The sequence below is a fragment of the Haloarcula sp. H-GB4 genome, assembly GCF_030848575.1.
Taxonomy (GTDB): Archaea; Halobacteriota; Halobacteria; order Halobacteriales; family Haloarculaceae; genus Haloarcula.
Window position 1 is genome coordinate 1126712 of the sequence record NZ_JAVDDX010000001.1, and the last position, 22398, is coordinate 1149109.

General features: G+C 61.6%; 23 protein-coding genes. 15 read left to right on the plus strand and 8 right to left on the minus strand.

The features are described 5' to 3' along the window. Positions 1-205: 205 nt before the first annotated feature. Entirely contained in the window at positions 206-493 is a 288-nt protein-coding gene (locus tag RBH20_RS05890; protein WP_306706471.1) for a hypothetical protein, read from the minus strand. 86 nt (positions 494-579) lie between these two features. On the opposite strand from RBH20_RS05890, the gene RBH20_RS05895 reads away from it, so the two are divergent. Together RBH20_RS05895 and RBH20_RS05900 are read left to right on the plus strand one after the other, a co-directional pair. Further along, the gene (locus RBH20_RS05895) at positions 580-870 is read left to right on the plus strand and encodes a helix-turn-helix transcriptional regulator (RefSeq protein WP_306706473.1); all 291 of its coding nucleotides are present in this window, start codon (positions 580-582) and stop codon (positions 868-870) included. A gap of 90 nt (positions 871-960) precedes the next feature. Further along, positions 961-1215: a hypothetical protein gene (locus RBH20_RS05900; protein WP_306706474.1), complete on the plus strand. Its 255-nt coding sequence runs from the start codon at positions 961-963 to the stop codon at positions 1213-1215. On the opposite strand, the gene RBH20_RS05905 is transcribed toward RBH20_RS05900, so the two are convergent. Further along, the gene (locus tag RBH20_RS05905; RefSeq protein WP_306706476.1) at positions 1212-2360 is read right to left on the minus strand and encodes an acyl-CoA dehydrogenase; all 1149 of its coding nucleotides are present in this window, start codon (positions 2358-2360) and stop codon (positions 1212-1214) included. The genes RBH20_RS05900 and RBH20_RS05905 overlap by 4 nt on opposite strands. Positions 2361-2465: 105 nt before the next feature. Next, entirely contained in the window at positions 2466-3323 is an 858-nt protein-coding gene (locus RBH20_RS05910) for a 3-hydroxyacyl-CoA dehydrogenase family protein (RefSeq protein ID WP_306706478.1), read from the minus strand. A gap of 269 nt (positions 3324-3592) precedes the next feature. Here RBH20_RS05910 and RBH20_RS05915 point away from each other — a divergent pair, with 269 nt between their 5' ends. Beyond that, complete coding sequence (locus tag RBH20_RS05915) at positions 3593-4468, plus strand: class 1 fructose-bisphosphatase (RefSeq protein ID WP_306706480.1); 876 nt, start codon at positions 3593-3595, stop codon at positions 4466-4468. 18 nt (positions 4469-4486) lie between these two features. Here the strand turns inward: RBH20_RS05915 and RBH20_RS05920 are convergent, their stop codons facing one another. Beyond that, positions 4487-6496, minus strand: a complete 2010-nt coding sequence (locus tag RBH20_RS05920; protein ID WP_306706482.1) for a PKD domain-containing protein — start codon at positions 6494-6496, stop codon at positions 4487-4489. A 237-nt stretch (positions 6497-6733) separates the two neighbouring features. On the opposite strand from RBH20_RS05920, the gene RBH20_RS05925 reads away from it, so the two are divergent. From RBH20_RS05925 to RBH20_RS05940, 4 genes are all read left to right on the plus strand, one after another. After that, positions 6734-7117, plus strand: coding sequence for a DUF5658 family protein (locus tag RBH20_RS05925; RefSeq protein WP_306706484.1), 384 nt, complete (start codon positions 6734-6736; stop codon positions 7115-7117). 193 nt (positions 7118-7310) lie between these two features. Beyond that, positions 7311-8567, plus strand: coding sequence for a Glu/Leu/Phe/Val dehydrogenase (locus tag RBH20_RS05930; RefSeq protein ID WP_306706487.1), 1257 nt, complete (start codon positions 7311-7313; stop codon positions 8565-8567). A 63-nt stretch (positions 8568-8630) separates the two neighbouring features. Beyond that, positions 8631-9116, plus strand: a complete 486-nt coding sequence (locus tag RBH20_RS05935; RefSeq protein ID WP_306706489.1) for an SRPBCC family protein — start codon at positions 8631-8633, stop codon at positions 9114-9116. 143 nt (positions 9117-9259) lie between these two features. Further along, positions 9260-10168 (plus strand): DMT family transporter, encoded by a 909-nt coding sequence (locus RBH20_RS05940; protein WP_306706492.1) that lies wholly within the window; start codon positions 9260-9262, stop codon positions 10166-10168. 17 nt (positions 10169-10185) lie between these two features. Here the strand turns inward: RBH20_RS05940 and RBH20_RS05945 are convergent, their stop codons facing one another. Beyond that, positions 10186-10980 (minus strand): RIO1 family regulatory kinase/ATPase, encoded by a 795-nt coding sequence (locus tag RBH20_RS05945; RefSeq protein WP_306706495.1) that lies wholly within the window; start codon positions 10978-10980, stop codon positions 10186-10188. A gap of 83 nt (positions 10981-11063) precedes the next feature. Here RBH20_RS05945 and RBH20_RS05950 point away from each other — a divergent pair, with 83 nt between their 5' ends. Further along, on the plus strand, positions 11064-12203 hold the full coding sequence (locus tag RBH20_RS05950; protein ID WP_306706497.1) for an acyl-CoA dehydrogenase family protein: 1140 nt from the start codon (positions 11064-11066) through the stop codon (positions 12201-12203). A 15-nt stretch (positions 12204-12218) separates the two neighbouring features. Here the strand turns inward: RBH20_RS05950 and RBH20_RS05955 are convergent, their stop codons facing one another. Further along, positions 12219-12635 carry a universal stress protein gene (locus tag RBH20_RS05955; RefSeq protein WP_306706499.1) on the minus strand — a complete coding sequence of 139 codons (417 nt, stop codon included), beginning with the start codon at positions 12633-12635 and terminating at the stop codon, positions 12219-12221. Positions 12636-12690: 55 nt separating this feature from the next. Further along, positions 12691-14154, minus strand: coding sequence for an RtcB family protein (locus tag RBH20_RS05960; RefSeq protein WP_306706501.1), 1464 nt, complete (start codon positions 14152-14154; stop codon positions 12691-12693). A 223-nt stretch (positions 14155-14377) separates the two neighbouring features. Between RBH20_RS05960 and RBH20_RS05965 the strand changes: the two genes are divergently transcribed. From RBH20_RS05965 to RBH20_RS05985, 5 genes are all read left to right on the plus strand, one after another. Continuing rightward, on the plus strand, positions 14378-14902 hold the full coding sequence (locus RBH20_RS05965) for a DoxX family membrane protein (RefSeq protein WP_306706503.1): 525 nt from the start codon (positions 14378-14380) through the stop codon (positions 14900-14902). Positions 14903-14916: 14 nt separating this feature from the next. Further along, positions 14917-15213: a hypothetical protein gene (locus tag RBH20_RS05970; RefSeq protein ID WP_306706506.1), complete on the plus strand. Its 297-nt coding sequence runs from the start codon at positions 14917-14919 to the stop codon at positions 15211-15213. A gap of 191 nt (positions 15214-15404) precedes the next feature. Further along, positions 15405-16100, plus strand: a complete 696-nt coding sequence (locus RBH20_RS05975) for a metal-dependent hydrolase (RefSeq protein ID WP_306706508.1) — start codon at positions 15405-15407, stop codon at positions 16098-16100. A 72-nt stretch (positions 16101-16172) separates the two neighbouring features. Beyond that, a complete protein-coding gene (locus RBH20_RS05980; protein ID WP_306706511.1) occupies positions 16173-16859 on the plus strand; it encodes a protein sorting system archaetidylserine synthase in 687 nt (228 codons plus the stop codon). A 124-nt stretch (positions 16860-16983) separates the two neighbouring features. Next, complete coding sequence (locus RBH20_RS05985) at positions 16984-18717, plus strand: histidine kinase N-terminal 7TM domain-containing protein (RefSeq protein ID WP_306706513.1); 1734 nt, start codon at positions 16984-16986, stop codon at positions 18715-18717. 195 nt (positions 18718-18912) lie between these two features. Here RBH20_RS05985 and RBH20_RS05990 read toward each other — a convergent pair whose 3' ends face one another. Then, complete coding sequence (locus tag RBH20_RS05990) at positions 18913-19689, minus strand: alpha/beta fold hydrolase (RefSeq protein ID WP_306706515.1); 777 nt, start codon at positions 19687-19689, stop codon at positions 18913-18915. Positions 19690-19836: 147 nt separating this feature from the next. Between RBH20_RS05990 and RBH20_RS05995 the strand changes: the two genes are divergently transcribed. Further along, complete coding sequence (locus tag RBH20_RS05995; protein ID WP_058996004.1) at positions 19837-20082, plus strand: hypothetical protein; 246 nt, start codon at positions 19837-19839, stop codon at positions 20080-20082. Further along, positions 20082-22355, plus strand: coding sequence for a CDC48 family AAA ATPase (locus RBH20_RS06000; RefSeq protein WP_306706519.1), 2274 nt, complete (start codon positions 20082-20084; stop codon positions 22353-22355). The genes RBH20_RS05995 and RBH20_RS06000 overlap by 1 nt, the downstream gene beginning before the upstream one ends. Positions 22356-22398 lie beyond the last annotated feature (43 nt).

Sequence of the window (22398 nt, forward strand, 5' to 3'; positions counted from 1 at the left end):
CAGTTCTCACCGTACTCCTAACCTATAGGACATATCACAAATACTGCTATTTTTACAGAATACGTGCTGACTGACTCCGATAACATCCTCTGATGAATCGATCGGTCATCACCTACTTACCAGTGGGCGAGTCGGATAGTCAACACAGTGCGAACCCGCCCTATGTCACATCACAAGTCGAACGAGCAGTCACCGTGACGCGGTGTTACATCCCCATGTCGGCGGCCGGGTCGGGGACTGGAAGCGTGTTCGGGGACACGCCAAGCAGTTCTGCCGCGTGATCGAGTGCCATATCGAAGCCGTAGTATCGTTCCAGTTCGTCGCCGTCAGCTGTCGGTCGGACCTTCAGCATTGCGTACCCCTCGATATTCTGTGCGACCGCGGCGCTCCCGCCGTTACTCTCGAATATCAGTAGCCGTTCCTCGTCGGTCTCTCGGTAGGTGGCCGTGATACCGTCGGCCGACGCCTCGACGGGGAGTTCGGAATCGGTCATCGGCGGGACTATGAACCGAGGGAATGCGAACCTGACGGTCCGATCGAAATCATAAACGCGAAGCGGACGGACCGCCACGAACGCCCATGGCGAAGTGGCTCCAGAGTGGTCGCCGACGTGATATGTGTGTTCTGCTGGCCGCCGCCGAAGACGGGGAACTCTCCGGCCAGCGGCTAAAGACGCGGCTCGAACGCCGGTACGACACGCGGATCGAACCGAAGAGTTTCTACGGCGCGCTTGATGCGCTGGAGTCGGCTGGGTTCGTCGAACACCGTGAGGACGGCATCGCCGACAAGTACTCCCTGACCGGCGCCGGCGAGCGACGGCTTCGAGCCCAGTTCAAATGGATGCGGGAGGCGCTTGGCGAGGACGGCTGACGCTGCTGCTCGACGGCTCCTGCCGAATTTCGTTTCGCCGGCACTGATTGATGGGATATTCTTTTGTGAGCGGTCCCACAGAACACAGGTATGTCCCTGTCCCGCTCGCTCCTCCTGGCAGGCCTGGACGCCCTCCCGTTTGCGGCGCTCGCCAGCGTCGCAACGTATGTCTTCGCACGCACAGCTATCCAGCCGTCAGCAGTTGTCGGCATGCCCGCCGCAACAGTCGGCGTGGCCGTGCTCCTCGCGCTGGGAACCATCAGCGCGAACCGGTACCGTGCCGACGGAAAATCATTCTACTTCACGCGTGCGGTCGTCGTCGAAGGACTCCTCTCGCTTCCCTAATCGAGAAGCTCGCTGGCAATCGTATTCCGAAGGACCTCGCTGGTGCCTTCGTAAATCTCGTTGAGTTTGGCGTCGCGGTAGAATCGCTCAGCCGGGAAGTCCTTCGTGTAGCCGTAGCCGCCGTGGACCTGAATGCCCTCGTTCGCCACTTCTCGGGACACCTCTGAGGCGTACAGTTTGGCCTGTGCGGCCTCCTTGACGAACGACTCGCCGGCCATCTTCTTATCGGCGGCCTGGTGCATCAGTAGGCGGGCCGCCTGCGTCTTCGTGTCCATGTCGGCGAGTTTGTGCTGGATAGCCTGGAAATCGCTAATTGGCTGGTCGAACTGCTCGCGGTCCTGGGCGTATTTCAGTGCCTCGTCCAGCGCGGCTTGGGCGATGCCGACACCGCGGGCCGCGATAGTGATGCGTCCGCCGTTGAGCGTTTTGAGCGCGTGGACGAACCCACGGCCCTCCTCACCGAGCATACGGTCGGCAGGGATGCGCATCTCGTCGAACCGGAGTTCGGCGGTTGGACAGCCCTTGTCGCCGAGTTTGTGCTCGGTCCCTTCAACGATGAAGCCGTCGTCCTCCTCGGGGCGGACGATGAACGAGGAGATGCCCTTGTTGCCGGCCTCAGGGTCGGTCTTCGCGAACAGGACGACAGTGTCGGCGACGGACCCGTTGGAAATCCAGAGCTTGCCGCCGTTGACCAAATAGGCGTCACCGCCGTCGACCGGTTCGGCGGTGGTGTCCATCGCTGGCACGTCACTGCCCGCGCCCGCTTCGGAGAGGGCGAACGCGCCGATTTCCTCACCCGCTGCCAGCGGCGTAAGGTAGGTCTCTTTCTGGGCCTCGTTGCCGAACTCGTAGATCATGTTACAGGCCAGCGAGATGTGTGCGGCGACGATTGTGCCGAGTCCGCCGCTTCCCCGCGAAATCTCTTCGAGGGCCATGGCGTAGCTGTGATAGTCCAGTTCGGCCCCGCCGTACTGCTCCGGAATCGGCATTCCCATCAGGCCGAGCTCGGCCATTTCGTCGACAAGGTCCCACGGGAATTCGTCAGTTTCGTCAATCTCCGCTGCTCGCGGCTTGACTTCGTCGTCGACGAACTCCGAGACCATGTCCTGTATCTGGCGTTGTTCCTGTGTGGGGCTAAAGTCCATGATAAATCCTAACGCGGGTTGGGTCTTTACTGTTGGCCAACGCGCGGCCCGTTGCCGGGTATCGTACTCGGCCCGCTACTGTCGGCGTTCGTCACCGCCGCTCTGTCAGTCGTAGTCGTAGAAGCCCTGCCCGGATTTTTTCCCGAGGTCGCCGGCCGCGACTTTCCGTTTGAGAAGGTATGCGGGCTTGTAGCGGTCACCCAGCTCTTCATACAGCGTTTCAGAGGCGTCGAGAACCACATCAAGGCCGATGTGGTCGGCCAGTTCGAGTGGCCCCATCGGGACGTTCGTCCCGAGGGTCAGCCCGCGGTCGATGTCAGCCTTGTCGGCGACACCCTCGTCGTACGCACGAATGCCTTCGTTGATCCAGGGCATCAAGACACGGTTCACGACGAAGCCGGGCTTGTCGTCGGCCTCCCACGTCTCTTTGCCGATGTCGTGGGCGAACTCCCGGCCCAGCGTCACTGTCCCGTCGCTGGTTTTCTCACCGACGACGAGTTCGACGCCTTTCATGACCGGTACGGGGTTCATGAAGTGCAGTCCGAGGACCTGTTCCGGTCGCTCAGTGACACTAGCGATTGTCGTAATCGAGAGGGTGCTCGTGTTGCTGGCTAGCACCGTGTCCGGCCCGCAGACTGCGTCGAGGTCCTCGAACACAGACTGCTTGATGTCCATGTTTTCTGTTACGGCCTCGACAACGAGGTCGGCATCCGCAAGGTCGTTCATCTCGGTGGTTCCGGTGATACGGGCTGTTGCCGCTTCCGCCTCCTGTTCTGTCACTGTGTCGCGCGCAACGAGTGTTTCAAAGCTCGACTGAATCTCCTCGAACCCGGCGGCAACCAGTTCTTCCGTCACATCACGCATGACGACATCGTAGCCGGCCGTCGCTGCGACCTGGGCGATGCCATTACCCATCGTTCCAGCCCCGACGACGCCAACGGTGTCGACTGTTTCGAGATGCATACCCGCGTCTTCGTCGGGTGGTTGTGTAAGTCTGCCGACGGTATCGGAGCATCACGGGGCTGAAATTCTACCGAGAGAATCTGTCACAGGCTTAGCGGCAAGCACTGCCCCGCGGCTGAATATTCACTCGAAATGTAGTAAATGTCAGCAAAAAGATACTTATGGTGTGCCGGAGAACCAACTGATGATGAGAAACCCTGCGGGCAGCAGGCTCGGAGAAAGATTCGACTGGTCACTGAATGGCCAGTCTCTGCCCCTACATCTGACAAATGAGTAAGTCACTCGACATCTCGACCACCGAAGCCGAGCAGACAGTCACGGAAGTCATCGACACCATCGTCGCGACGACACCGGACGTCCGCCGCGCTGTTGCCGATTACCGTGGCCAGAGCAACTCCGTCAACCCCACCGGCGACGACCAGCTCGCGGCTGACCTGCGCGCCGACGAACTGTTCGAACAGCGGGTGCTGGGCATCGACGGCGTTGCCTCCTACGCCAGCGAAGAACGTGCAGAGGTGAAAACCACAGACGGCCGTCTCCACGTCGCGATGGACCCCCTCGACGGGTCGAGCAACCTCGAACCCAACAGCGGGATGGGGACAATTTTCGGCGTGTACAGCGAGCAGCCGCCGACTGTCGGTACCAATCTCCTCGCCGCCGGGTTCGTCATCTACGGCCCGATCACCTCGATGGTCGTTGCCCGGAACGGCAGCGTCCGTGAGTATATCCTCGAAGACGGCGACAAGCGGGTCGTCGACGACGAGGTGACGGTCCCTGAAGACCCCACAGTGTTCGGGTTCGGCGGCGGCGTCGACTCCTGGACCGACGAGTTCGAATCCTATGCCGAGGAAGTCCGTCACGAACTGAAACTCCGCTACGGCGGGGCAATGGTCGCGGACATCAATCAGGTACTCACCTACGGTGGCATCTTCTCGTACCCCGCACTAGAGTCACACCCCAAGGGGAAACTTCGGGTCCAGTTCGAGGGACATCCGATGGCCTACATCCTTGAGTCGGCCGGCGGTCGGTCCTCCGACGGCGACCAGTCACTGCTTGAGATAGAACCCGGCGAACTACACGAGCGGACGCCGCTGTATCTCGGGAACGACGACCTGATCGACCGACTCGAAGCGAGCATCGACTGATACGCCCGACTTTGTCATTCAGTAGCCGAGATAGATCGCCAGCGCTTTGAGAACGCCGTACAGCCCGACAGCGACGCCCAAGAGCCCGCCGAGAACGGTTCCGACGATGCCGTCAGGCCACAGCGAGAGCGGGTTCGGAACGCCGATCGAGGGGAGCGCTGGAATCGGGAGGCCACCGCTATCACCAGTCACGTTCCCGACGCGCTGCCCGTCGACCGTCAGCTCGCCGGTCCTGTTTTCCGGAACGGAGCGGGCGAACTCCGTCGTTCGCATCTCGCCAGCAGGGACGGTGACCGTCCGTGTTGTCAGTATCGAGGTGTTGAGCGCAACGATCACGTTGTGGTCGCCGCTCGCAGTGCCTCGGTTTTCCAACTCGACAGTGATAACGGTCGGGTCGCCAGGGCCGAGCGTCGATGGAGCAGCCGTGGTATTCGTGACCACGATATCCGGCTGCCCGGGGTCTTCTATCGGTGGCTCGGTCGTTTCTGGTTCGAACGGCGATGTTTCCGAGTCGGTTGTCGCCGCCTCTGCATCCATGTCTGTCACTATCGTCTGATCGACGCCGACGACAAACGTCGAGAGCCCCGGAGAGTCAGCCCGATAGACGATGTGTGACTCGCTCCGGCCGGCGATGTCAGTCGCCAGCGGCGTCCACCCGTCGTTGTTCCGGTACAGTGCCACGGCATCGGGTTCTGCACCGACCGCCGCCAGCGCGTCACGGTCCACAGTAAATGTAACCGTCGCGTCCTTAGCCTGGGCGGAGCCATGGTCAACGTCGAACTGGCTGACGCCGGTGTGACCAGTTGCAGCAGCGAACGCCGGTCCGGGCCGACGGGAATTGATGGTGAGTGTCGTGGATTCGTTACGCGGAAACGACACGGCAAGCCGCTCCAGCGTGCCGTTCTGACCGGTAACGAGTGCCCCCTGCGGGGGCTGAATTCGCTGTGTCTGGCCAGTCCCGTTCACCGACACGCTCGCTGTCGTTGCGTTCAACTGCCGTACGGTTATGTTCCCATTGGTTCCATTGCCCATCACAGAAACAATTCTGGTTACTGTCGCCGTGTTTCCGAGTGAATCAGCGGCCGTCATCGTGACTTCGTGGCTGCCGGGTGAGGCGAAGGCCACGGTAATGTTCTCGCCGGTCAGAATCGTGTTGCTCCCCACCTGCCACCGGACCGACTCGACGCCCTGGTCGTCTGTTGTCTCCGCCGCCGAGAAGGTCACCGACTCACCGACCGTCGTGTTCTCTGGTCCGGTGACGGTGACGTTCGGTGCGGAGTCGTCATAGACGAACGTCTGCTGTCGGCTAAAGGAGTTCCCGTTTCCGTTCTTATCGGTCACCGACATCAGCAGCAGCGAGTACTCGCCTTCCTCCGGGAACGTGTACGTTCGTGTATACGTGATCGAGTTACTAGTGCGCTCGGTGAACCCCGAGATGTTGAGTGTGTCTATCGACGGGCCACCGACAGAGACTCGGAGCTGCTGTATCGGTTCGTGAATCCCGACAGAGATGCGGGCGGTGGAGCTATTGATACGGCTGACCTCGAACGACTGATACTTCGGAACGACGGAGTCCATCCGGGTGGCAGTAACTGACTCCCGGGGCAGTTCGTTCCCCGCTTGATCTGTGATACTCCCGGTGTCACTGAGACTGACGGTGACGTTATCTGTGTCCAGCTTTTTGTCCAGCAGCAGCGAGACGCGTACTCCGGTCCTGTTTGCTCCGGAAGCGTTGATCGATGCAACTGAGACGTTCTCCACTCGGCCCGCAGTTAGCTCGAAATCCGCTGCCTGAATCGTACCCGTGTCAAGCGATCCGCCGTCGTCGTACAGGGACACCTCGATAGTCGTGGCGTTACCCCGCGTCGCATTGCCCCACTCCGGCGGCTCGGTGTCTTCGGCCGCGGCCGTGCCGGAAGCGACTGCAATAAGCAGCGGGAGCAAAAGGAGTGCGGCGAGAAGCGGGAGCCACCAGCGACGACGCCCGGCCGACGGCGGCGTCTCTCGGGCGTGACCGGTGGCACTCATAGTGCATGAGTAGTCCGGCACCCGATATCAATGGTGCGCCACCATTATGAGACGTGATAATCGCGTGCGCGGTAGCGACTACATCACACGCACCGGAGCATTGAACGCGCCGTTGATAGTCAACCCGTTGGCATCGTGTTTCCCCGGAGTATGTACTCCCTACTCCCTCAGTTTCAGTAGTAAACAGTGTGTATTTAATACGGTGGGTGAAAACGGGATAACAGACCACGTGGGGGCGTGGTTGCGGAGGGTGACGTGTTCACAACAGACCGAACGGTCCCGATAGGGACCATTGACGGGTGGTGTAGCGCCCTGCTCGACGAACTCGCAGCCGTCGAGCGAGAACTATGGCTGGTCGTCGCCGTGACGCTCATCGTCGACGTGTGGTTGACACACGTCGGCCTCCAGCACGGCCTACACGAGGGAAACCCCGTGATGCGGGCCGCGATAGAGACGTTTGGAATTGCTGTTCTCGGCCTGACGAAGATCGGCGTTCTCGGGCTGGCAGGGCTGACCCGCCAGCTACTGAGCGACCAACGTGGCGTCGTTGTGCCGCTCGGGCTGGCGCTCCCGTGGGTGGCGGCCGTCGTGATCAACGCGGCCCTCTTGATTAGCCTGTAGCCGCCCTGGGATTGCGCTGTCCCGGGCTTTACCCGTTCGCTCGCTGGACCACTATCCTGCATGTATCGTGTCGTCATGGACGATTCAGGCGCAGACATTCCGCCTGACCGATAATTCCGTTGTGGGTAGTCGTCATCTGGAAAATCCCATGGACGGCGGTACCCTTTTCCCCACAGTCTGAGATATTGCCCGTATGTCGCCTGAGGTAAACCCGTTTGAGAGTTTACAGGAGCAGATCGACGACGCGTCGGACTATCTCGAATATTCGACCGACGTGCTCGAACGGCTGAAACACCCCGAGCGAGTACTGGAGACGAACCTCTCCGTGGAGATGGACGACGGCTCCGTCGAAGTGTTTCGTGCCTACCGGTCACAGTTCAACGGTGACAGGGGGCCGTACAAGGGCGGGATCCGCTATCATCCACAGGTCACACGCGACGAGGTCAAGGCGCTGTCTGGCTGGATGGTGTACAAGTGCGCTGCGGTAAACATCCCCTACGGCGGCGGCAAAGGCGGTATCGAGATCGACCCGCGCCAGTACTCGGCCAGCGAAATCGAGCGAATAACGCGATCGTTCGCGGAAGAACTCCGGCTAATCATCGGCGAGGACCGGGACATCCCTGCGCCCGATGTCAACACCGGCCAGCGGGAGATGAACTGGATCAAAGACACTTACGAGACGCTGGAAAACACCACTGAGCCCGGCGTCATCACCGGCAAGGCTCCGGAGTCGGGTGGCAGTGCGGGCCGCGTCGAAGCGACCGGGCGCTCCGTGATGCTCACCGCACGCGAAGCGTTCGACTATCTCGGGAAGGACATGACGGATGCGACGGTGGCCGTGCAGGGCTACGGGAACGCTGGCTCCGTGGCAGCGAAACTCATTGAGGACTTGGGCGCGAACATCGTCGCCGTATCGGACTCCTCGGGTGCCGTCTACAACCCCGACGGGCTGGACGCACGCGACGCAAAGGCGTTCAAGAGTGAGACTGGGTCGTTGGCCGGCTACGAGGGGGCGACGGAGGAGTTGACGAACGAAGAGCTGCTGACGATGGACGTGGACCTGCTCGTTCCGGCGGCGCTCGAAAATGCCATCGACGGCGACCTCGCTCGGGATGTACAGGCTGACATCGTCGTGGAAGCGGCGAACGGTCCGCTGACACCGAACGCAGACGACGTGCTCACGGAGCGCGACGTGGCTGTGTTCCCTGACATCCTCGCCAACGCCGGCGGTGTCACGGTGTCGTATTTCGAGTGGGTCCAGAACCGCCAGCGGTTCTACTGGTCCGAAGAGCGGGTCAACGACGAACTGGAGACCATCATCACGAACGCGTTTGACGACCTCGTCGAGACCTACGAGGAGACCGGCGCGCCGAACTTCCGGACGGCAATGTACGTCGTCGCCATCCAGCGTGTCGTCGCTGCGGCCGAGGAAGGCGGCATCTGGCCCTGATCTCGTTCCGGAATCAGTCGCGGCTACCGCGGGTGTTTTGCCGGCGCTTCCCCTACTATGTGTATGGACGTTTACGAGCGGCAGGTTCGCGTCGAAGCCCCGCTAGCAGAAGTCTGGAAATTCCACGCGACAGGCGACGGGCTGGTCGCGCTGACCCCCGACTGGATGAACATCCGCATCGAGGAAGAGCGGGGACCAGATGGTGAGCGGAACCCCGACGAACTGACCGCCGGGTCGGTCGTCGAATCCTCGATCAAGCCCTTTAGCGTGCCGCCGCGCCAGCAGTGGGTCTCGAACATCGTTGCCCGCGAAGAAGGCGAGGACGAAGCGATGTTCCGCGACGTGATGGCGGAAGGGCCGTTTCCCCACTGGGAACATACACACACCTTCCGTGCATTGAGTGACAGAGAAACGCTCGTCCATGACCACGTCGAGTTCGAACTGCCCGGCGGACCGCTCGGCCAGGCGCTCGGTCCCTTCGGCTGTCTCGGAATGGAACCGATGTTCCGGTATCGCCATCAGCAGACGAAGGAACTACTCGAAGGGTAACATGGCCTGCCCGCGACGGCACGGCCCCGACTATGGTATCCGGTGTTTCTTTATCCCTATACCGGATACTGCCACGGGATGAGTAGACGTGTCGTCGCGGGAACTGATGGGGCTGTGCTGTCTCCGCGCCACAACGGAGCAGAATGGATGTGACCGAGCCGCGAATCGACCCGCGAATCGGGCTGGTCGTCGCTGTCCTCGCAGTCAGTACGAGCGCGATTCTCGTCCGCTGGAGCGATGCCGCGGCGTCGGTGGCAGCGTTCTATCGTGTCCTGTTGACGACCGTACTGCTAGCGCCGCTGGCGCTAGGTCGGCACCGGTCGGCGTTCGGGCGCCTCTCTCGACGGGACGTACTGGCGGCGGCGGCGACTGGCGTCGCGCTCGCAGTTCACTTCGCCGCGTGGTTCGAGAGCCTAGCGTGGACGAGCGTCGCGGCGTCGGTCACGCTGGTCCAGTGCCAGCCGCTGTTCGTCGCCGTCGGCGCGTGGGCGCTGCTGGACGAGCGCGTCACGCGCGGCACGACGGCTGGTATTCTGGTCGCTATCGGTGGTATCATCGTGATGTCCGTCGGCGAACTCCTCGGGAGCGGAACCATCGGCCCGCGTCCGCTGTACGGCAACGCACTAGCTCTTATCGGCGGCGTCATGGCTGCCGGCTACGTGCTCGCCGGGCGGTCGCTCCGCCAGCGGTTTCCGCTCATTCCCTACGTAACCGTCGTCTACGGCGTCGCCGCGATATGCCTCCTCGGCTTCGTCGTCGCGTCGGGCCACCCTGTGACCGGCTACCCGCCGCAGGAATGGGCATTGTTTTTCGCGATGGCTGTTGGCCCCGGCGTGTTCGGCCACACCGTCCTCAACTGGGCGCTGGCACACGTCGAATCCAGTATGGTTAGCGTCTCGCTGCTGGGTGAACCAGTCGGGAGCGCGCTGCTGGCGCTGCTGTTGCTTGCGGAGATACCCGGTCCGGCGACCGTTGCTGGCGGGGCCATCGTGCTCGTCGGCATCGGCGTTGTTGCTAGAAGCCGAGCGGTCGGAGCAGCGCCGGCGGACTGAGGTCGTTCCGGGTCGGCCTACGCGTGTTTTTCTACGGCGCCACGGATTTCGGCGGCGGCGAAGTCGTGGTCCGGGCGGATATTGACGAAATCGAGGAACTCCTCCGCGGCCAGCAACTCAGACGTATCGTAGTGGAGTGCGGCGGCGGAGACGGCGGCCGGTGCACCGATAAGCGGCTCCAGTGCGCCCAGCGCACAGGCCACGTCATAAGCGCGAGCGTCCCTGATAGCTGCCTCGCGGACGCTCGTGGCGTCGATGAAGTACAGGTCGTCATGGGCCACGAGCACGTTCTCACAGCGGAAATCGCCGTGGGCTAGACCGTCCTTGTGCATCCGGTGGAGGAAGTCAAACACTGTTGGGCTGTGTCGCTCGACGGTTTCTGGCGGGGGGGCATCCAGCGGCTCGAAGTCGGGGATATACTCCAGCACCAGTACCCCCATCCCGTCGTACTCGAAAGCCTCGATGGGTTCGGGAGCGTTAACCCCTATCTCCCGCATCCGCTGAGTCGCCGCTAGTTCGTGTTCCGCCATCTCGTAAGGCGTCCCGAAGTGCTCGAAAAAGCCCTCGGTGCCCGACGAGAACGCGCCGATGTTGCGGCCAGCAGTCAGCAGCGTGTGGACCAGCGAGTTCTGCCCCGTGATGACTTTCACGAACCACTGGTCGTTGACGACCAGCGGGGTCGAGAGCCAGTTGTCTGCCTCCAGAAACGCCACGTGGGCCGCGGGCTCGTCGTACCGCTCTATTACAGCCCGTACCACGCCTTCGAGTTGCTCCCAAGGGACCGTCCCACGGAGGAGTCGCCGGAACGCCATTCCCTATAGGGAACGCCGTGGGCGGTCAAATGGCTTGTGTCTGTCCCCGTGTGGTATTTAATAACACAATACATAGGCCCGGTATGGAGTTCGACGTTCCCAGCGAACACCGGATGATACGGGATTCGGTCCGCAAGTTCTGTGAAAACGAGATCCAGCCGATAGCGCAGGACATCGAGGACGAGCACCGGTTTCCAGCAGAGATATTCGAGGCACTCGGCGAACTGGACGTGATGGGGGTGCCGATCAGCGAGGAGTGGGGCGGGCTGGGCGGCGATACGCTGATGTACGCGCTCGTCGCCGAGGAACTCGGTCGCGTTTCCGGAAGCATCGGCCTCTCGTACGTGGCCCATACCTCGCTCGGGAGTAAGCCGATAGAGCTGTTCGGCACGGACGCCCAGAAAGAGCGCTGGCTCACACCGCTCGCCTCCGGCGAGCAACTCGGCGGCTGGGCGCTCACAGAGCCGGGCAGCGGGAGCGACGCCAGCGACATGGACACCGTGGCCGAGCGGGACGGCGACGAGTATGTGATCAATGGCACCAAACAGTTCATCACGAACGCGTCTGTCGCCGGGTCAGTGCTGGTCAAGGCTGTCACTGATCCCGAGGCCGGCTACGACGGTATCTCGACGTTCATCGTCGCCCCGGAGGACGACGGCTGGGAGGTGACGACCGAGTGGGAGAAGATGGGGCTGAACGCTTCGCCGACCTGTGAACTCCAGTTCGACGACTGCCGGATTCCCACGGACCGACTGCTTGGCGAGGAAGGTGACGGCTGGGAACAGACCCTGAAGACGCTCAACGGTGGACGCATCTCAATCGCCGCACTTTCGACTGGGCTCGCACAGGGGGCGTTCGAGGCCGCGAAGTCTTACGCCACCGAGCGCGAGCAGTTCGACCGTCCCATCTCAAAGTTCGACGCCGTCCGGGACAAGGTCGTCGAGATGGACCGTAAGGTCGAGCGCGCCCGCCTGCTGACTCACAAGGCGGCGACAATGTACGACCAAGGGGAGGACGTGACCCGGCTCTCGTCACTGGCGAAGCTCGACGCCAGCGAAATCTGTCGCGAGGTCGCTGAAGACGCCGTTCAGGTGCTTGGGGGCTACGGATACACGACGGATTTTGCCCCACAACGGTTCTACCGGGACGCGAAGCTCATGGAAATCGGCGAGGGAACAAGCGAGATACAGCGAATGGTGCTCGGCCGGGAACTGGGGTTGTGATACGCCGTACGGCAGTCACACGTCGGCGGGACTTTCTGGGACAATAGTAACAGGTACGTCGGCGGCGTCGATGACGGCGACTGCGGCGTCGCCCTCCCGAAGTCTGCCGGCCAGCCCCTTCGGCTCGTGGCCCATGACGATGTGATGGACATCCACGTCAGCCGCGAGTTCGAGCAGTTCGTTGCCGATCCGCGTGCCCGAGCGCATCGCAGAGCGGCCGACGTGTTCGATAGCGACCGTCGCCACGACGGTGGCGTCGCGGAACCGGTCACGCATCTCGTCCCGGAGTTGCATGGCTGTGCCATCAGCGGTGTTCTCGTCGACGAGGTGGACGACGTACAGTTCCTCCTCAAGCCCGTCAGCGAGTCGAACCGCCGTGTCAATGACTGCTGGAGAGACCGAATCGTTGGCGATAGCCACAAGAATGGTCATACAGGAGACAGGGCCTTCGTGTTCTAATCACTTTCTGCCAGACCAACAGGTTTGCTCACTCGGTTGCCTTCAGGTTATGGACGGCGTCGACGTACTCGACGACCTCGGCCGTCGGCTGGATGGCCGAGAGAATCGCATCGGCGTCCTTGTACGCCATCGGCGCTTCGTCCCGGACACCTTCGATGACGGACTCCGAGTAGATGCCGTCCATCGCTTCGGCGAACTCGTCCATATCGACCTCGCTGTGAGCCCGCCGGCGACTCATCACGCGGCCCGCGCCGTGTGGTGCTGTCTGGTGGTACTCGTCGTTGCCCTTCCCGCGTGCGATAATCGACCCGTCAGCCATGTTGAACGGAACCAGCAACCGCTGTCCGTCGCGGGCGGGGGTTGCCCCCTTGCGGATGGTCAGGTCGCGGAAGTCGATGTAGTTGTGAATCGACTGGAAGCGGTCAACAGGGTCGACTCCCAGCGCGTCACAGACGGCGTCGCTCATCAGTTCGCGGTTCCAGCGGGCGTACTGCTGGGCGAACAGCATGTCGACGAGGTAGCCGTGGGCCTCGCGGCCTTCAAGCCAGTCAAGGTCCGTGTTGCGGTCCTCGTCGTCGCTGCTGTGGATGGCATCCTGTACCTGTCCCAGCGCGTCGAAGGCGTTCTCGATTTCCTTGCCGTCCAGTTCGCGGCGGAGGCGGTCCTTCCGGATATAGGACTCGCCCATGCCGCCAGTGACCCAGGCGTAGAGGTCGCGGGATTCGACTGTATCAGGGTTGAACTTCAGGTACTCGACGTACTCCTCGGGAATCTGGTCGCGGATCTCGCCGATTGTTCGGCGGTCCGTCGCCGTCGACTGCCAGTACTCGGCGACAGACTTCCCGAGGTAGCGGGACCCGCTGTGGATGACCAGCCAGTAGTCATCCGACTCACGGGCCTGGCCGAACTCGACGAAGTGGTTCCCGCCGCCCAGCGTCCCCGCGCTCTTGATGATGTACCCCATCCCCTGGCGCTGATCCGCCAGCACGCGGTCACACAACGACTCGAAGTAGTCCTCACCGTAGCCGTCGAATTCGAACTCGACGGGGTCGATGTGCTCGCCGAACCGCTCGGCGTAGGCCGCGTCGAACTGCTCAAAGATGCGGTTCGCCCGCTCAAACGGGAACTCCTCGACGAAGTGGACCGCATCGTCGTAGTCGTGGACATTCCGCCCCATCGGGACCGCCTCGCGGACGCGGCGCTCGCGCTCGGCGTCCTCCAGCGGGAGTTCCGGCCCGAGGTTCGTCGCGGCCATCCCACACCCCACGTCGACGCCAACGATGTTCGGTACAACGCGCTCGCTCAGCGGCATCGTGAAGCCGATGGGAGCACCAGCCCCCCAGTGCGTGTCAGGCATGATTCGGACCGGCTCGGTGAACGCCGGATGGTCGATGAGTGTCTCGATCTGCTCCCGACACCCGCTCTCGACGAGCGATTCGTCGTCGACCATCACCCGTGCTGTGGTGTGTTCGCCCGTCAGTTCGAGTACCATTGGTGTCGTACCGTAGTTGCATGGAGGGTTTGAACCTCACGGTGGCCCGTGGGTGGCTCTCATCCCGGCGAAAGCTCCTAAAAACCCACAGCCGAACAGGGTCCGAGACACGCAGCCACTGAAATGTGCCTTCTCAGCCGCTGAGATGGGTTTTCACTCTGTGGGAACACCCTCTCCCTTATATGTCACCGCGGTGCGGAACTCCATATGTGAGGTGACACAGATGTCCTATCAAGCGGCGAACCCCCTGGCAGACGACTTCGAACTCGAGCTCGGCGGGGCTTGGACCGCGTACTGGCTAGCGTTCCTGCGTGTCGTAACCGGCTGGTGGTTCTTCCACTCAGGCGTAACGAAGCTCATCGAAGACGGACTGGCCTACAGCTACGGGCCGATGTATCTCAAGCAGATGACTGGCACGGCACTCGGTCCGATCCCCGTGCTGATGGGCGAACACCTGGGCTGGCTCATTCAGGCGATGGTCCCGCTCGGAGAGACGCTCATCGGGCTCGGACTGATGGTCGGCGCACTGGTCCGACTCGCCTCCGTGTTCGGGGTCTTCTTCATGTCCCTGTTCTGGATCGGCAACGCGGAGTTCGGCCATGGGCTGGTCAACAGCGACTTCATGGGCATACTACTGTTCGTGACGATGATCGTGCTGGCCACCGGTCGCTACTACGGCCTCGACGCGATCATCGAGAAGACCAAACTGGTCAAACGACACCCGAAACTCAGGTACCTGCTCGGTTAAGGAAGTGACCACCAATGCAACAACACACCACCGTCATCGACAAAGCGGCGATGGCACTCAGCGGCGGACTGATGCTGCTGGGCGTCGTCGTCCTCGGCATCGTGGAGATACTGGCGGGTAAGCCCTACAGCGCGGCACCGCTGACGAACGACGCGGGCGAGATCATCGCGACCCCGATGATCGATCCGACGCTCCGGACCGGGCTGGTCTTGGCCGGCCTCTTGGTCCTGGCCCTGTACGGGGTCTACAGGCTCGTCGCCCCAATGAAGGACGAGGCGGCCACGACGCAGCAAGAAATCACGGCAGACTGAGCAGTTCTCGTTTTCGCTGTTGTAACCCGACGTGTCGAGCCTGTCTACAGAAGTGATAGTGGGTGCCGCTCCACCCCACCGATTCCCCACTAACAATGTATTTACTGTGGCCATATTAATCAGGTGGGGTAGTTTCTAATTCTGATAGAGCCCACCACAACGCTCATTTCTGTGGTGGTAGTGATAGCTATATGCCTTCGCTGGTGGTTCACTACGCTTTTGTTGGGTTACTCGCTGCAACGCTGCTGGGTGCTGCCTTCGATAAGCGGTCGCTGCTCCTGTCGATACTCGTCGTCACGTTCCCCGATGTAGACGCGTTCCTCGGCCTCTACTGGCAGGCCGGCCACCGGGCTGCGACGACGAATCTCGTCATCCCGGCAGTGCTGGCGCTCCTCATTGGAGTCGACCTGTACGTGCGTGAGGAATCGTATATCAAGGGCCGCTGGGGGGCGTACGGTGTTCGAGTCAGCTGGTTCTGTGTCGTGGTGTATGTGGTAGGGCACGTCCTGCTGGACCTGATTACGGGCGGTGCGAACCTCTTCTGGCCACTGTACGACCAGTTCTATCAGCTCAACGGCCACCTAGAGCTGTCGAGCCAGCGTGGGATTGTCCAGACGTTCATCGAGCTGCCTGAGCCGCCCGCTCAGACGTCCGGCGGCACTGGTACGGGCGGGGCAAGCGGCGGCTCGACCACGCAGTCGATGGGTAACTCCAACGAGGTGCAAATGAGTACCGGCATCGACCCCAATCCAGGCCAGTCGGAACCTGAGGCCGTCGACCGCGTGTTCCCAATCGCCCGGAGCGGCTGGGAACTGGTCGTCCTCGTCGTCGGGACGCTCGCCACCGCTGCTCGTCTTCGCATCGGCCACGACCTCCCGGACGAGTGATGGACCGCCGGTCGGCACTGCGGACCGTTCGCTTTCGAGTCCTTCATATACGCCGTGGCCAACCGGGGAAGCATGGGCTTCGAGGTACGCCGACGACTCAGTGTCGCCGACACGGTGACGTTGTTCAACGCCGTCGTCGGGTTCGTTGCCGGAGCCATCGCCTTCACTGACCCGCATCTGGCCGCTCGGCTCATTCTGCTGGCGGTTATCGCCGACGCTATCGACGGAATCGTCGCCCGGAACGGCGATAGCTCGGCGGTCGGCCCGCTGCTTGACTCTGTGACTGACGTGGTCTCCTTTGGCGCGACACCGAGCCTCTTCCTGTACGTACTGTTGACAGAGGCGTACGGCGGTATCGAATCCGCCCATCCTGCCGTGTTCGTCGGCCTCGCGTTGCTCGCCTCTGCGTACGTCGTGTGCTCCATCGTCAGAACAGCGTTCTACTCGACGTATTTCGATGCACCTGACGAGCGGCCGGGAATGCCGAACACGCTCGGGAGTATCATCATCGCAACGGCGTATTTGAGCGGCATCACGAATCCGCTCGTCTTGAGTGTCGGCGCGCTCGCCCTCTCGCTGGCGATGATTGCACCCTTCGACTACCCCAAGCCGGGGCCGAAACACGCCATTCCGATGGGTGTTGTGCAAGCGGTCGCCGTCGTCGCGCCAACGGCGTTATTCCGTGCTGGACCGCGAGTGATGCTTGTCATCGCTTTGCTGTTTTTCGCGCTCAGCCCGTGGTTCTATCTCGGAGACTGAGCTACCTGCAACAGAAGCCGTTCGTTTTCCGTCATACTCGCCACACCACCATCTTCCGCACTATGTCTGGTGGTTTAAAGTCTGTTAACCGCATACACGTGGAGTACGGAGCTCAACAGTAGGAATGGACTTCCAGTTCTCTTGGTACCTGTATATCCCGCTTCTATCCGCTGTAGTTTCGCTTCTCATCGCTGGCGTTGGCGTGCATTACCGCGAGTGCACGGGTTCTCGCTCGCTCGCTTTTTTGATGCTTGCAATCGCATGGTGGTCAGTAATCTCTCTGATTGAACTCGGGTCGACTGACCTTGCAACCAAGCGCCTTGCACTCAAGCTCATGTATCCGGCAATTGGCGTCGTTCCTGTCGTGTGGCTCCTGTTTGCCATCCAGTACACGGGCCAGACCCGCCTTCCGACTCGCAAGGTACTGGGAGGCATACTCCTTGGGCCTGCCCTGATGGTTCTGCTCGCATGGACGAACCAATACCACGGGCTGTTCTGGTCCTCGATGGAGCTGACGTTTCAGGGATCACTTGTCGTTCTGGCGACAGAGCGAGGGCCCGCGTTCTGGGTATGGACCGCCTACGCGTATGTCGTGATGGCTGTCGGGACCGGTCTCATGTTGAAGTTGGCGCTGTTCTCAGGACGTGTCTACCGTAGCCAGGCCATCGGACTCAGCTTAGCAGCACTCCTCCCGTGGACGGGGAACATTCTCTATCTGACTGGCGTTTCAAGCGTGTTTGACCTGACCAAGATAGGATTCGTATTCAGTGGGGTCCTTCTGGGGGGTGCTATTTTTCGCCGGCAATTGCTGCAAGTCATTCCTGCAGCCCGAGAGATTGCCCGAGATGAGATCGTCGCCTCAATGGCGGAGGCCGTCATCGTCGTCGACGAACAGGGGACCATAGTCGATCTCAATCCACAGGCAAAAGACATTATGAGCGCCTCACGCTCGGAATGTATTGGCCAACCTCTCAAGGATTTGCTCCCCAGTCTGGCAGCTCTCCGTGACGCACCAACCGACGACCCCCCGGACCGAGCCGAACTTACCATCTCTGTAGATGGCGAAGACCGAGCATACGAAGTCCGGTTGACGCCGCTATACCGTGGCTACGGTACAGTCACCGGACAGCTACTCACACTCACTGACGTAACCGAGCGCAAAGAGCGCGAACAGCGCATTGATCGCCAGCGCCAGCGACTGGAGGTCGTCAACCGTGTCCTTCGTCACGACATCCGTAACGATATGCAGGTTATTCTGGGGACCGCTGAGAACCTTCTCATGTCACAGCAAGACCAGCCACAAGTGAAGCGAATCAAACGGAAAGGCGAGGACATTATTACATTAAGCGAGAAGGCCCGCGATCTTGAACGGTTTGTCGGGAACGGGACAGCCGAAACGACGACTGTTGATATCAGTGCTGTCATTGCAGACGTAGTTGCTGACCTCGAACAAACGTATCCAGACGCGGAATTTCACGTCGAGCGACCCGAAACGGCGGCGGTGTCCGCTATTGATTTGGTTGACTCCGCGCTGCGAAACGTTCTGGAAAACGCGGCCGAACACAATGATCAGGCGGTCCCGGAGGTAGCGGTGACGGTTAGGAGGGACACTGATGGACACGGGGACGTCATAATCGAGATTGCCGACAACGGTCCTGGGCTCCCTGACCGGGAACAGGAGGTGATCGAAACGGGGACAGAAACGGCACTCAAGCACAGCAGTGGACTGGGTCTCTGGATCGCCTACTGGACGATCACCAACTCCGGGGGAGCGATCACGTTTACCGAGAATACGCCACGGGGCTCGGTCATCACGATTCGCCTGCCACCTGCTTCAGCAGCACAGCCGCAGCCGTGATGCCTGCTATTGCCGGCACCTGTCATTGGTACCCTGAAATATGCAAGGGACAATCGGGTGGCAAACACATTCTCTGTGCGCCCACCTCAGAAGTAGTCACAGACGGTAGACAGCCAACGGATTGCCTTTCTGGCTCTTGTACGCTGTCAGCAGGTGTGAATCTCAACAGCGCCGATTCAGTAGACGCCGAATCACTCAGACCGCATCCTCGATAAACGACGCCATACTGTCATTGAACGCCTCAGCTTGTTCGACCATCGCTAAGTGGGCGGCATCGGGGACAAACGATACCTCCCCGTGAGGTGTCTCACGGGCCAGCGTCTCGTGATACGCACGCGGGGTCAGTTTGTCGTGCTCGCCACAGATGGCCAGCACAGGGACATCAATCTCGCCGAGTCTGTCGCGCACATCGAACTCGTGACAGGTCATGAAATCGCGCCGGGTCACGGCCTGCCCGACCGCCGCCATCTGCTCGCGGGAGCGGGCGAGGGCCTCGTGATCCGTGTCGTGGAACAGGCGGTCCCGTTCGTGTAAGAACTCGACAGCACGGTCCCAGTCGGTTGCAAGCCACTCCTGCAGTCCTTCGAACACCGGGAGTTCAGGGCCAGTTCCAAGTAGAACCACCGCTTCGGGCATCCAGTCTCGCTCAAGTACGACCCACTGGGCAACGGCCCCGCCCAGTGAATTACCGATCAGCACGTCCGCATCTGTCTCCCGCCCCACAGCGACCACATCGTCCGCGTAGGCGTCGAGTGTCGTGGTGCCGGCCTCGCTATCGACGTCATCGGAGTCTCCATGGCCTGACAAGTCCAGCGCGACGGCAGGATGGGTCGGTCCGGACGGGGCGTACTGGCGGCCCCACACGCGGTGTGTCGCCCCGCTGCCGTGGACATACAGCGCTGTTGGTCCGGTGGCAGTAGACTGCGTCTGTCTGTACGCTGTGACTCGCCCGTTGTGACTGACCCGTTCCATGCGACACCGTTCGGAAGCGGTGTGGATAAAACGTTGGCGCGCTCAAAGAGAGTGTGAACCGCATTCAAGCAACTCCACTTATTTTTCCGCCGTATGGCGTATTTTGGCGATGGGTTTATATACTTGTATCGCTTACTTTGAGTTAGCATGACTTCAGAACAGCAGTTGTTCGACGAGACGCCCCTCCGCCGATTCGAGTACGACGACAGTGTCGTGTTCGCGGCGGACGTGGGACCTGCCGCCGATGCGAGTGTCGATGTGGTCGACGGGACCGTCATCGTCGTCGCTGACGGCCACCAGTACGAACAAGAAATCCCCGCTGGCGACGCACGAGCGTTTATCAACCACGGGGTTCTCACTATCGAACTGTCAGAGAGCGAGGGAGATTACTGATGAGACTCACTGTTAAACCACTCAAACAGAAAGACGCCGGCCGAGGCCTCGCGGCTATCGACCGCGCCGCGATGGACGAACTCGAACTCGAGAACGGCGACTACATCGTTCTCGAAGGGAAACAGGACAGCCGCGCAGTCGCCCGGGTCTGGCCCGGTTACCCCGAAGACGAGGGGAAAGGCATCGTTCGTATCGACGGGCAACTTCGACAGGAGGCCAACGTCGGTATCGATGACCCGGTCAATATCGAAAAGGCCGATGTCAACCCCGCGACCTCGGTCACCGTCGCGCTGCCCCAGAACCTCCGGGTTCGGGGCAACGTCGGGCCGATGATTCGCAACAACCTCAGCGGCCAGGCCGTCACGCAAGGGCAGACAGTTCCGGTGAGCTTCGGCCTCGGACCGCTTTCCTCGATGTCCGGCCAGAAGATTCCGCTGAAGATCGCCGAGACAGAACCCTCCGGCACGGTCGTCGTGACTGACTCCACAGACATCCAGGTCAGCGAGATGCCCGCCGAACAGGTCCACAGCGGCGAGGGCGCACCCGAAGCTCGCGACACGCCTGACGTGACCTACGAGGACATCGGCGGCCTCGACCGCGAGCTTGAACAGGTCCGTGAGATGATCGAGCTGCCGATGCGCCACCCCGAACTGTTCCAGCAGCTCGGTATCGAGCCGCCGAAAGGCGTTCTCCTGCACGGCCCGCCCGGCACTGGCAAGACACTGATGGCGAAGGCCGTCGCCAACGAGATCGACGCGTACTTCACCACGATCTCCGGGCCGGAGATCATGTCGAAGTACTACGGCGAAAGCGAGGAGCAACTCCGCGAAGTCTTCGACGAGGCGTCGGAGAACTCCCCCGCGATCGTCTTCATTGACGAAATTGACTCTATCGCCCCGAAGCGCGGCGAGACGCAGGGCGACGTGGAACGCCGCGTCGTCGCCCAGCTGCTCAGCCTGATGGACGGGCTTGAAGAGCGTGGGCAGGTCATCGTCATCGGCGCGACGAACCGCGTCGACGCCATCGACCCGGCGCTGCGCCGTGGTGGCCGCTTTGACCGCGAGATCGAGATCGGTGTCCCAGACAAGGAGGGCCGCAAGGAGATCCTGCAGGTCCACACCCGCGGGATGCCCCTCTCCGAGGCGATCAACATCGAGAACTACGCCGAGAACACCCACGGCTTCGTCGGCGCTGACCTCGCCTCTCTCACGAAAGAAGGGGCGATGAACGCACTCCGCCGTATCCGCCCCGAACTCGACCTCGAATCCGACGAGATCGACGCCGAGGTGCTTGAACGCCTGGAAATCAGCGACAAGGACTTCCGCGAGGCGATGAAGGGCATCGAGCCCTCCGCGCTCCGGGAGGTCTTCGTCGAAGTCCCGGATGTCACCTGGGACTCTGTCGGCGGACTCGAAGGCACCAAGGAACGGCTCCGGGAGACCATCCAGTGGCCCCTAGAGTACGAAGACGTATTCGAGTCGATGGACCTCGAAGCCGCAAAGGGCGTGCTGATGTACGGCCCACCCGGCACTGGGAAGACGCTGCTGGCGAAGGCCGTCGCCAACGAGGCCCAGTCCAACTTTATCTCTGTGAAGGGACCGGAACTCCTGAACAAGTTCGTGGGCGAGTCCGAGAAGGGCGTCCGCGAAGTGTTCAGTAAGGCCCGCGAGAACGCCCCGACTGTGGTGTTCTTCGACGAGATCGACTCCATTGCTGGCGAACGTGGCGGCGGCACGACCGACTCCGGCGTCGGCGAACGCGTCGTCTCCCAGCTCCTGACGGAACTGGACGGCATCGAGGAGATGGAGAACGTCGTGGTCGTCGCGACCACGAACCGGCCGGACCTCATCGACGATGCACTCCTGCGCCCCGGGCGGCTCGACAGGCACGTTCACGTGCCCGTCCCGGACGAGGAAGCCCGGCGCGCCATCTTCCAGGTCCACACCCGTAGCAAGCCGCTGGCAGACGGCGTCGACCTCGACGAACTGGCCAGCCGAACGGACGGCTACGTCGGCGCAGACATCGAAGCGGTCGCCCGCGAGGCATCGATGGCCGCGACCCGGGAGTTCATCAACAGCGTGGACCCCGAGGAGATCGGCGACAGTGTCAGCAACGTCCGCGTGACGATGGACCACTTCGAGCATGCGCTCTCCGAAGTCGGCCCCAGCGTCACCGAGGAGACCCGCGAGCGCTACGACGAGATCGAACAGCGCTTCGACCGGGCAGAACCCGGCGTCACCGACGAAAGCACGGCCAGCCGAACCTTCCAGTAGCGACGGTCGGCACACCACCGCTGATTTTTCCGCACTGTAGGCA

Excerpts from the sequence above, each read along its gene's own strand:
- RBH20_RS05890 (WP_306706471.1), bottom strand. The coding sequence starts at position 493 with ATGACCGATTCCGAACTCCCCGTCGAGGCGTCGGCCGACGGTATCACG.
- RBH20_RS05895 (WP_306706473.1), top strand. The coding sequence starts at position 580 with ATGGCGAAGTGGCTCCAGAGTGGTCGCCGACGTGATATGTGTGTTCTG.
- RBH20_RS05900 (WP_306706474.1), top strand. The coding sequence starts at position 961 with ATGTCCCTGTCCCGCTCGCTCCTCCTGGCAGGCCTGGACGCCCTCCCG.
- RBH20_RS05905 (WP_306706476.1), bottom strand. The coding sequence starts at position 2,360 with ATGGACTTTAGCCCCACACAGGAACAACGCCAGATACAGGACATGGTC.
- RBH20_RS05910 (WP_306706478.1), bottom strand. The coding sequence starts at position 3,323 with ATGCATCTCGAAACAGTCGACACCGTTGGCGTCGTCGGGGCTGGAACG.
- RBH20_RS05915 (WP_306706480.1), top strand. The coding sequence starts at position 3,593 with ATGAGTAAGTCACTCGACATCTCGACCACCGAAGCCGAGCAGACAGTC.
- RBH20_RS05920 (WP_306706482.1), bottom strand. The coding sequence starts at position 6,496 with ATGAGTGCCACCGGTCACGCCCGAGAGACGCCGCCGTCGGCCGGGCGT.
- RBH20_RS05930 (WP_306706487.1), top strand. The coding sequence starts at position 7,311 with ATGTCGCCTGAGGTAAACCCGTTTGAGAGTTTACAGGAGCAGATCGAC.
- RBH20_RS05935 (WP_306706489.1), top strand. The coding sequence starts at position 8,631 with ATGGACGTTTACGAGCGGCAGGTTCGCGTCGAAGCCCCGCTAGCAGAA.
- RBH20_RS05940 (WP_306706492.1), top strand. The coding sequence starts at position 9,260 with ATGGATGTGACCGAGCCGCGAATCGACCCGCGAATCGGGCTGGTCGTC.
- RBH20_RS05945 (WP_306706495.1), bottom strand. The coding sequence starts at position 10,980 with ATGGCGTTCCGGCGACTCCTCCGTGGGACGGTCCCTTGGGAGCAACTC.
- RBH20_RS05950 (WP_306706497.1), top strand. The coding sequence starts at position 11,064 with ATGGAGTTCGACGTTCCCAGCGAACACCGGATGATACGGGATTCGGTC.
- RBH20_RS05955 (WP_306706499.1), bottom strand. The coding sequence starts at position 12,635 with ATGACCATTCTTGTGGCTATCGCCAACGATTCGGTCTCTCCAGCAGTC.
- RBH20_RS05960 (WP_306706501.1), bottom strand. The coding sequence starts at position 14,154 with ATGGTACTCGAACTGACGGGCGAACACACCACAGCACGGGTGATGGTC.
- RBH20_RS05965 (WP_306706503.1), top strand. The coding sequence starts at position 14,378 with ATGTCCTATCAAGCGGCGAACCCCCTGGCAGACGACTTCGAACTCGAG.
- RBH20_RS05970 (WP_306706506.1), top strand. The coding sequence starts at position 14,917 with ATGCAACAACACACCACCGTCATCGACAAAGCGGCGATGGCACTCAGC.
- RBH20_RS05975 (WP_306706508.1), top strand. The coding sequence starts at position 15,405 with ATGCCTTCGCTGGTGGTTCACTACGCTTTTGTTGGGTTACTCGCTGCA.
- RBH20_RS05980 (WP_306706511.1), top strand. The coding sequence starts at position 16,173 with ATGGGCTTCGAGGTACGCCGACGACTCAGTGTCGCCGACACGGTGACG.
- RBH20_RS05985 (WP_306706513.1), top strand. The coding sequence starts at position 16,984 with ATGGACTTCCAGTTCTCTTGGTACCTGTATATCCCGCTTCTATCCGCT.
- RBH20_RS05990 (WP_306706515.1), bottom strand. The coding sequence starts at position 19,689 with ATGGAACGGGTCAGTCACAACGGGCGAGTCACAGCGTACAGACAGACG.
- RBH20_RS05995 (WP_058996004.1), top strand. The coding sequence starts at position 19,837 with ATGACTTCAGAACAGCAGTTGTTCGACGAGACGCCCCTCCGCCGATTC.
- RBH20_RS06000 (WP_306706519.1), top strand. The coding sequence starts at position 20,082 with ATGAGACTCACTGTTAAACCACTCAAACAGAAAGACGCCGGCCGAGGC.